The following is an 8,120-nucleotide window of genomic DNA, read 5'->3' on the forward strand; positions in this document are numbered from 1 at the left end:
ACCGCGCCGCCTGGGGCGACGCGGTGCGGCACAGGTGTGCGCGTGACAGGTGTGCGTGACAGGTGTGTGCGCGTCACGGACGAACCCGTCACGCGGGCCGAAAGGTCGGGCACCTCGTCCGGCTGTTGAACCGCCGGGCCACGCCCTCGATCTGCTGCCGCAGCCGCTCCGGATACGGGCCGCACTCACCGATCGGCAAGTACGGCTCGATGAACTCCCACTTCGTGTCCGTCGGTTGGGCTCGCGGCACGCGGCACGATCTACCAGATCAGACCCCGCCACGAGGCAAACCCGCAGATTGATCACAATCCCACACGCTCTAGTTCTGCCATCGCCGAGAGGGCATGAGGGTCGAGCCTCGCCAGGGGGCGTACGGCGACGCGCCAGTGGGGGGTATCGAGGACTTCTGCCAGCAACGTTCGCGCTTGTGCGGTGTCCGTGCATGTCCGGGCGATGGCGGCAAGCGCCTGTGCGCGGCTCGCCTCGTCGGCGATCGTACGGGCGACGGCGACAGCCCGTGAAATATGCCCGATACTGGCGAGCGGCTCGATGATGAACGTCAGCGCGCGGTCGGATGCGTCGCTGGGGTGGAGGACTTCCAGCGCACGGACCTCTTCAGTGATGGCGAGGGCGCCGTTGGGCTGTCCCGCGCGGGCGAATGTCGAGGCGATGGCTCTTAGGGCGCTGACACGCATCTCGGGGTGGTCGATGATGCGAGCAGCGGTCGTTGCCTCGCGCGCCAGGTCCGCAGCCTCCCCTCGGTGTCCCGCCTGGGCCAGGACCTGGGCGGCCACGGCCAGAAGACGGGCTTGTTCGTAGGGATCGGCGAGGCTGCGGGCGAGGACGGTGACCTGCCGGGCCCGGGTGGTGGCGTCGTCCCTTCTTCCCAGGCTGATGATCTCCCGGGCGATTGTGGTGAGGGCCTGCCCTCGTAGGTAGTCGCCGGTGAGTGTGTCGGCGAGGGCTGTGGCGTCCTCGTATCGCCCTCCGCGAGCCAGTCGTCGGGTGATGTCGATGAGGAGCGGTCTCTTTTGCCAGTAGCCGAAGAAGGTGCCCGTGCTGGAGCGGTGAGCGGCGTCGAGGGCCTCGTCGAGGCGTCCCGCTTCGGCAAGCGCCCGTGCGATGTCCGTCCAGGCCTGAGCCTGCTGCTCGGTGTCGGTGACGCTGCCGGTGACAGCAGCAGCATCCCGGGCCATGGCGACGGCGACTTCGTGCTTTCCTGCCTCGGCCAGGGCCCGCGCGGTCTCGGCCAGTGCTTTCGCCTTCAGAGATGGAGAGGACATCCTCTCCGCGATCCCAACTGCCTCGTCGTGGTATCCCGCCACACCCAGTACGGAGGCGATACCGGCCAGGAACCATGGATCTCGGCAGTGATCGGTGGCGGTGCGGGCGAGGGCTGCGGCTTCATCCAGGAGATCGGCTTCAGCCAGTGCCCGGGCGAGGTCGAGCAGATACCTGGGGTCGGCAGGCGTGGTGGTGCTGCGGGAGAGCACGGCGACTTCTTTGGCCATCTCCGTGGCTTCATCTTCGAGCCCTGCCTGGGCCATGGACTGGGCGACGGCGGCCAGCGCCTCGACCCGAGAGCCGCGGTGGGTGATGCTGCGGGCGACACTGGTGGCGTTCTCGTGGTCTCCTGCCTTGGCCAGGGCCGAGACGACGCCTGCCAGGGCTTTGCCTTGCTTGTTGGGGGCGGTAATGGCGGAGGCGACGTCGATGGCGACGTCCGGGAGCCCGGCCTGGCTCAGATCGCGGACGACCCCGCCCAGACTCTCGTCTCGGCTGCCAGGATTGACCTGGTCGCGGGCGGCGGACGCCGCCTCCCATGCCAAGGTGACAGCACCCCGGCGGTCTCCGGCTGCGGCCAGTTCCCGCATGACGGCTGCCAGAGCCTGGCCCCGCTGATCACTGTCGGAGACGGTACGGGCGGCAGCCGCCGCTCTGCTGGCGGCGACGTCTTGCCAGCCGGCATCTGCCAGGACTCCCGCACTGGCAGCCAGCACCTTCGCCCGATCGGCATCGTCGGAGATCATTTCGGCGGTGGCGGCGACCTCCTCAGCGAGAGCGACGGCCCCGTCGTGGTGTCCGGCCCTTGCCTGCGTCCGCGCGACGGCTGCCAGCGTCTGGGCTCGCGCGACGGGACGGGTGATGATCCGGGCGAGAGTGACGGCATCGGGCCAGTACCCGGCTTCGGCCAGGGCGCGGGCGGTCTCGTCCAGGCCGTGCGTTTGCCCGAGGCGGTCCGTGATGGTGCCCGCAATGCACGCGGCATCGTTCGGTCGCCCCGCCAGCGCCATCGCGTGGGCGATCTCAGCCAGCACCCGCGCCCGCAGGTAGGAGTCGGCGATCTCCTCGGCGCTGGCGGCTGCCTCCCGGGCGAGGACGATGGCTCTGTCACAGTGGCCGGCCTTGGCCAGTGCTTGGGCGATGGTGGCCTGCGCCCGGGTCCGCTGGCCGGGATAACCGACACCGCTGACGACGGCAACGGCCTCGTCCCAGTGCGCGGTTCGGACGAGCGTCTCGGCGAGATAGGTCAGGCACTGCGCCTGTTTGTAAGAGTCGGTGATGGTTTCGGCGGCGGCGGCAGCTTCCTCGGCAAGAGCAGCGACCACAGCCCGGTCGCCCGCGTCCCCCAACGCACGGGCGATGCCGGTGAGCGACTCGGCGCGCTCGCAAGGGTCAGCGATGTGACTGGCTGCTTCACGGGCGGCCTTGACCGCGTCCGGCCGGCTCTTTGCCGCTTGGAGGATCCGCAGGAGCAGGCTGGGCATCTCGAAGGTCCGTCGCCCGGCCAAGGCTATCGCGCGTTCGGCGCGACCAATGTGTGCCAAGGTGACGATCAATGACGCAGGGAGAACACCAACCCTCTCAAGGAGGGCTTGACGCAGATGGGCCAGGCGCGCGCACGCCACGAGATCGGCGCAGGCTTCGGCACGCTGAAGTTGGAAGGCCTGGTCAATCTCGCGGAGCGCTTGGTCGTCATCCCCGGTGACCCACCACAGGCGCTCGTGCCGGGCCGTGTCGATGGCATGACGCGTCAGGCGCTCGGTGTCACCCAGTCTGCGGAGCAGACGGGGGTAGTGGTCGAGCAGGTAAGCCGGCGTGTCCGCTGGCCATCCCCTCGTACGGTAGGTATCCGCCCAAGCATGCAGCCGCTCCAGATATTCAGCGGTGGCTGCATCGCCCAGTTCAGCCAGAGCCGTTCTGTGAAGTTCGCGGTGCGCTAACGCGTAGGCACGGGACCCCGCTTCCACGTCCGGCAACAGGTCGTTCGTGCCGTCGACGGCGAAACTCCGGCCCGTGATGCCGCGCAGCCGCGTGTTGATCTCAGCCAGCGACACACGGAGGGACGGCCTGCCGACCAGGGCCGCCAGGTCCTCCCCGGTCAAACCTCCCTGAGACACCACCACAAAGCCGAGGAGGTCCTTGCCGACTGGTTCGTCACGCAACAGTTGCCAAAGTTCTCGGACCGCCCTCTTTTCGATGCTCTTCGCCTGTTCGGACGGTGCCAGAGAGCGGACGATCCGCCGGTCGTGAAGAGGGTGATCCCCTGGTACTCCGTCAGGAACGGGCGGATTCGGTCGACCGGTGACCACCACGCACATGCCGGGAGGCGGGTCCTTCGGCAGCAGTGCGGCGATGCTCTGCCCACCGGGCCCGCCGCCACTGTCCTCGTCCAGGCCATCGACCAGCAGTACCAGACGTCGTCCCCGCCCCTGGCAAGCCTCCGCGGCGGCTCGGAAGAGTTCGGGCAACTCCCCTGCGGAACCACTTCGGCGCGGGGCTTCCCGGTCGGCCAGTGCCGAGAGCTGCTCCGATACAGCCGTCAGGAAGTCATCACGGTTGTTGTTTCCAAGGCGCTCGGCGATGAAGTAGCTCACCACATCCACGTCCGCCGGGCGTTGTCGCGTCGCGAACTCCGCCATCAGGGCCGACTTTCCCGCCCACGGCCCGGCCTGCCAGCACGCGTAAGGGGACAACTGCCCCTCGCCTTCCGGGGCAAGACAGAACGCCTCCAGCTCCCGTAGCTCTGCTTGCCGTTCGTGGAGCCGGCTGGCACGTACGTGCTGCTTGATCCATGCCGAGTGCCGATTGAAGACGCGCTCCCTTCTATCGCGCGCCTTCCGGACCGCAGGAGGCTCGGGAGGCTGCGGCTTCGGGGGCCGGCCACCACGATTTCGGTTGCTCTCCGCCTTGGCCGCCGCCAGCCGCCGCTTCCATATCTGCACCTGCTGCGCCGTCAAGGGCTTTCCATGTGCCTTCTCGCCCAGATGTTTGATGACAGCGAGAAAGTGATCGCCATCGGAGGGGGTGCTCTTGCCGTTGCACCAGTCGCTCCAAGTACTCGTGGTGATCGGCATCCCCGCACGCTCCGGCAGCGTGGAGAGCGCAGGGGAGCCGACCGCCTCCCACAGTTGCCGCAGTGCTGAGCCAAGGTTTCCTCGGGCTGAATCGACGGTCAACCTCCCCCTCCTCCACCGTCCAGAGCGACACCGGGCGAAACCCTCCGGACACTTTTTCGCCGACGCTGACCAGCGTAACCAGCACGATCGGGCACGGCGGGAGATCGCCGGAAACCCTCCGGAACGGTCAGCCTGTGCTGCGACGCCCGGAGGCGCAGGAGCACCGGGCCCTCATCTGGAGATATCCATGTCCGCACTGTCCACCCTGCTCCGCAACGGCACCGATCTCGCCGCGGCTACCGGCGTCCTGTACGCCGCCGGTGTGGCCTCGACCGCAGCCGTCTCAGTCTTCTCCCGCGACCGGCAACGACGCCGAGATGCCCGCGAAACCCTCATGATCCTCCTGCGTCGCCGCGACACCCGCTGACCGGACCCCGGCGAATGGCGCAGCCCGCTCCCCCGGACGCCGCTGACCGCGGCTTGTCAGAGTGAGGTCGGGGTGTCGAGGGGGGCAGGCCGGTGCCGGCTATGGAGCCGTTGGCCAGACTGTGTCGGACGCGCACCCCCACGCCCTCGACCGGGTCGAGGTCCGACACGTAGGCGGGCAGCAGAACACCGTCAGCTGTCAACGTCCCCGGAGAAGACCACCTGCCAGCCTCACAAGATTGACCCCCAGGGGCCGTACTCGCCGATCGGCAGGTACGGCACCCCGCCACGACGGGAAATCCCGCAGATTCATCACCATCCGATACGCGCCCTGGCTCCGGAGCCTCCGTACCGTCGTTCGGCTGGGCTACTCAGTGCCTATGATGCGCACCCCGCCCAATCGTTTGGCCGAGAACGAGGCCGTTCATCATCGGCCGTGGCGCCATTGGGTGGTGCCCGCACGCGTGACCTCTTCCGTCCGCCAGCTGACGGCCTCGGCTTCGGCGTGCGCGCCGGACACGGCTCTTCGATGACCACGAGACTCTCAAGCAGGCATGTGCCTTCGGCCAGGACTCCGTCCGGCTTGATCGCTTCCGCCCTGGCTTCCAGTGACGCTTGCTGAAGTAGTGGACAAGCACCTCACAGGCCAAACCTCAGACAGAGCAAGCACGTTCAGGAAGATGTCCAGGTGTCCGCTTGACTACCCCGAACAGGAAGAACATCGTCTCGAACTCATCGGTGCTCAGCGCGCGCGGGTTGAAGGCGGCCGCGACGGCCCGGCGCAGCCGGGAGTGGTCGGGCGGGTCCTGGTTGAGCATCATGGTGCGGGCGAAGGCCAGGTCGGCCGGGGTGTCCGGGTCCCTGATCTGGGTCGCGCCGAGGTGCGAGGAGAACAGCTCCGGGCTGCGCAGCACGTGCTTGACGTCCGCGTGCCGCAGCACCGACCAGTAGCCGGTGCCGGACGGCCAGTCCGCCACCGCCGGCTCCTCCACCCAGCGGACCGGCGCCTGCGCCCGCAGCTCCCGGAACAGCTCGTACGGCACGCCGAGGGCGTACGTCCCGGGCAGGAAGATCCGGTTCACCCGCGCCTGGTCCACACCCATGGCCCCCGACCGTACGCCGCGTCCCGGCCGGTCCGCCAGGGTGCGGTCCGTCGCGGTTGCGCCCCCGGGCCGCCGGGATCCCGTAGGGTCGGCCAATGGCGAAGTACTTCGACGTTCACCCAGAGTCCCCCCAGCCGCGCACCATCGGCACGGTGGCTGACAGCCTCCGCTCCGGGGCCCTCATCGCGTACCCGACCGACTCCTGTTTCGCGCTCGGCTGCCGGCTGGACAACCACGACGGGCTCGAACGGATCCGCTCGATCCGGCGGCTCGACGAGCGCCACCACTTCACCCTGATGTGCGAGGACTTCGCCCAGCTGGGGCAGTTCGTGCAGCTCGACAACCGGGTCTTCCGGGCCGTCAAGGCCGCGACGCCGGGCAGCTACACCTTCATCCTCCCCGCCACCAAGGAGGTTCCGCGCCGACTGATGCACCCGAAGAAGAAGACGGTGGGCGTCCGGATCCCCGACCACGCCGTCACCCGGGCGCTGCTCGCCGAACTCGGCGAACCGCTGCTCTCCAGCACCCTGATCCTCCCCGGCGAGGACGAACCGATGACCCAGGGCTGGGAGATCAAGGAGCGGCTCGACCACGTGCTGGACGCCGTGGTGGACTCCGGCGACTGCGGCACCGAGCCGACCACGGTGATCGACTTCTCCGACGGCGAGGCCGAGATCGTCAGGCGCGGGGCCGGCGACCCCTCGCGGTTCGAGTGACGGTCCCGTACCGGATCAGCGGTACCGGAGGTCCACGAACGACCCCACCAGGCCGCCCAGCGCCACGGCGGGAATGATGGAGGCGCCCCAGGCCTGACCGGCCGACACCCCCGAGGCCACCACCAGGGCGGCGGCGACGCCCGCCGTCGCCCAGGCCGGCCGCGAACGCGGAAGCAGCGGCAGGGGCTTGCCGTTTCGCCGCAGTCGGGCCAGTTTGATGACGAGCAGGAGCACTGCGACCGCGAGCAGTGGCGGCACCATGTCGTGGGTCATGTCGCCAGGATGTCATGGATGGTGAAGAGTTGATCGAGCTGGGTGGGGTCGTCGATCCGGAAAACGGCTTCCTCGACGGCGAGTTGGAGGCGGGCGCCGCACAGCCGGTCCACGGGGGCCTGGTGCGGGGCACTCTGCTCGTCCCAGACGGCGTTCCGGGGTTCGCACCCTCCGCCGACCGCGAACTCGTACGGGCGCTCCACGGCGACCGGGGCGGTGAGGAGTTCCCGTTCTGCTAGCCGGCCGCCGGTGCAGCAGGGGCAGGCGTCGCCGGAGGGGGTGCCGGGGCCGGGGGTGCAGGTGATCGGGGCCTGGTCGGGCTCGTCGGATGATTGTCGCCCGGAGCGGCTGGTGCCTGGTCCTGGCAGGGCGGGCCGGTACCGGGCTCGCGTCAACCGTGGCCTCCGGAGAACCACCCTGCGGGTGCTGCGGTGCGGGAACAGACGCGGTCACCGCGTGGTTGGGGCGGGGGACGGGCCAGTAGGGACTGCGAAGGGGTTCTCCCATGAAGATCGGCATCATCGGCGCGGGCAACATCGGCGGCAACCTGACGCGGCGTCTGACCGCGCTGGGCCATGACGTTTCGGTGGCCAACTCACGCGGACCGGAGTCGCTGAAGGCCCTGGTCGAGGAGACGGGCGCCACGGCCGTGACGGCTTCCGAGGCGGCGAAGGGCGCGCAGGTCGTGGTGGTGACGGTGCCGCTGAAGCACGTGCCGGACCTGCCCGCCGGGCTGTTCGACGGCGCCGCCGAAGGGGTGGCGGTGATCGACACCGGCAACTACTACCCGAAGGAGCGCGACGGCCGGATCGACGCGATCGAGGACGGCGGGCTGACGGAGAGCCGCTGGACGGAGCAGCACCTGGGCCACCCGGTGGTGAAGGTGTTCAACGGCACCTACGCGCAGGACCTGCTGGAGCGCCCGCTCCCGGCGGGCGACCCGGAGCGGCTGGCCGTGCCGGTCGCCTCGGACGACGAGGCGGCGAAGGCGGTCGTGCGGGCGCTGGTCGACGAGTTGGGCTTCGACACCGTGGACGCGGGCGGCATCGACGAGTCCTGGCGGCAGCAGCCGGCCACGCCGGTCTACGGGCTGCGGGCCGGCGTCGAGGCCGTACGGCGGGCACTCGCGGAGGCCTCCCCGGAGCGGCCGGAGGCCCACCGGGCCTGAGGCGGCGGGAGCCGTCCCTGACCCTGCTCCCGCC

At 69.5% G+C, this 8,120-nt stretch carries 7 protein-coding genes; 3 read left to right on the plus strand and 4 right to left on the minus strand.

What is annotated here, in order from left to right; genetic code table 11:
- Positions 1-302: 302 nt before the first annotated feature.
- On the minus strand, positions 303-4,358 hold the full coding sequence (locus tag ACFWIS_RS40020; protein ID WP_380524364.1) for a hypothetical protein: 4,056 nt from the start codon (positions 4,356-4,358) through the stop codon (positions 303-305).
- A 289-nt stretch (positions 4,359-4,647) separates the two neighbouring features.
- On the opposite strand from ACFWIS_RS40020, the gene ACFWIS_RS40025 reads away from it, so the two are divergent.
- On the plus strand, positions 4,648-4,827 hold the full coding sequence (locus ACFWIS_RS40025) for a hypothetical protein (protein ID WP_380463771.1): 180 nt from the start codon (positions 4,648-4,650) through the stop codon (positions 4,825-4,827).
- A 652-nt stretch (positions 4,828-5,479) separates the two neighbouring features.
- Here the strand turns inward: ACFWIS_RS40025 and ACFWIS_RS40030 are convergent.
- On the minus strand, positions 5,480-5,929 hold the full coding sequence (locus tag ACFWIS_RS40030; RefSeq protein WP_380463773.1) for a hypothetical protein: 450 nt from the start codon (positions 5,927-5,929) through the stop codon (positions 5,480-5,482).
- Positions 5,930-6,024: 95 nt separating this feature from the next.
- On the opposite strand from ACFWIS_RS40030, the gene ACFWIS_RS40035 reads away from it, so the two are divergent.
- Positions 6,025-6,645: an L-threonylcarbamoyladenylate synthase gene (locus tag ACFWIS_RS40035; RefSeq protein WP_380463775.1), complete on the plus strand. Its 621-nt coding sequence runs from the start codon at positions 6,025-6,027 to the stop codon at positions 6,643-6,645.
- Positions 6,646-6,660: 15 nt separating this feature from the next.
- Here ACFWIS_RS40035 and ACFWIS_RS40040 read toward each other — a convergent pair whose 3' ends face one another.
- On the minus strand, positions 6,661-6,918 hold the full coding sequence (locus ACFWIS_RS40040; RefSeq protein WP_380463777.1) for a hypothetical protein: 258 nt from the start codon (positions 6,916-6,918) through the stop codon (positions 6,661-6,663).
- Positions 6,915-7,313, minus strand: a complete 399-nt coding sequence (locus ACFWIS_RS40045) for a hypothetical protein (protein WP_380463779.1) — start codon at positions 7,311-7,313, stop codon at positions 6,915-6,917. The genes ACFWIS_RS40040 and ACFWIS_RS40045 overlap by 4 nt, the downstream gene beginning before the upstream one ends.
- A 110-nt stretch (positions 7,314-7,423) precedes the next feature.
- On the opposite strand from ACFWIS_RS40045, the gene ACFWIS_RS40050 reads away from it, so the two are divergent.
- On the plus strand, positions 7,424-8,086 hold the full coding sequence (locus ACFWIS_RS40050; protein WP_380463781.1) for an NADPH-dependent F420 reductase: 663 nt from the start codon (positions 7,424-7,426) through the stop codon (positions 8,084-8,086).
- The last annotated feature ends 34 nt before the right edge of the window (positions 8,087-8,120 follow it).

It is taken from the genome of Kitasatospora sp. NPDC127060 (assembly GCF_042724935.1).
Classification (GTDB): Bacteria; Actinomycetota; Actinomycetes; order Streptomycetales; family Streptomycetaceae; genus Kitasatospora.

Bases quoted from the DNA above. Each gene is read 5' to 3' on its own strand.
- ACFWIS_RS40040 (WP_380463777.1), bottom strand. From the start codon at position 6,918: ATGACCCACGACATGGTGCCGCCACTGCTCGCGGTCGCAGTGCTCCTG.
- ACFWIS_RS40030 (WP_380463773.1), bottom strand. From the start codon at position 5,929: ATGGGTGTGGACCAGGCGCGGGTGAACCGGATCTTCCTGCCCGGGACG.
- ACFWIS_RS40050 (WP_380463781.1), top strand. From the start codon at position 7,424: ATGAAGATCGGCATCATCGGCGCGGGCAACATCGGCGGCAACCTGACG.
- ACFWIS_RS40020 (WP_380524364.1), bottom strand. From the start codon at position 4,358: ATGCCGATCACCACGAGTACTTGGAGCGACTGGTGCAACGGCAAGAGC.
- ACFWIS_RS40025 (WP_380463771.1), top strand. From the start codon at position 4,648: ATGTCCGCACTGTCCACCCTGCTCCGCAACGGCACCGATCTCGCCGCG.
- ACFWIS_RS40035 (WP_380463775.1), top strand. From the start codon at position 6,025: ATGGCGAAGTACTTCGACGTTCACCCAGAGTCCCCCCAGCCGCGCACC.